At 65.3% G+C, this 251-nt stretch carries 1 protein-coding gene; it reads left to right on the top strand.

What is annotated here, in order from left to right; translation table 11 throughout:
* Positions 1 to 251: LysE family translocator (locus tag R0J88_RS22035; protein WP_410901182.1), on the top strand; the 251-nt coding region annotated here is incomplete at both ends.

A 251-nucleotide genomic window follows, 5' to 3' on the forward strand; every position in this document is an offset into this window, starting at 1 on the left:
GCAGGGTTTCTGGACCAACGTGCTGAACCCGAAGGTCGTGCTGTTCTTCGTGTCGTTCTTCCCGCAGTTCGTGTCGGCGGGCAGCCCGCACAAGGCGCTCGCGTTCCTCGCGCTGGGCTCGGTGTTCGTCGTGATGAGCACCGTCTGGTCGTGCATCGTCGTGTGGATCGCCGGCGGTGTCACGCAACGCTTTTCCGGCAAGCCGGGCGTCAAGAAGTGGCTCGACCGCACGGTCGGCAGCGCGTTCGTCG

The organism is Pseudoalteromonas sp. SIMBA_162, from assembly GCF_046535955.1.
Lineage (GTDB): Bacteria > Pseudomonadota > Gammaproteobacteria > Enterobacterales > Alteromonadaceae > Pseudoalteromonas > Pseudoalteromonas marina.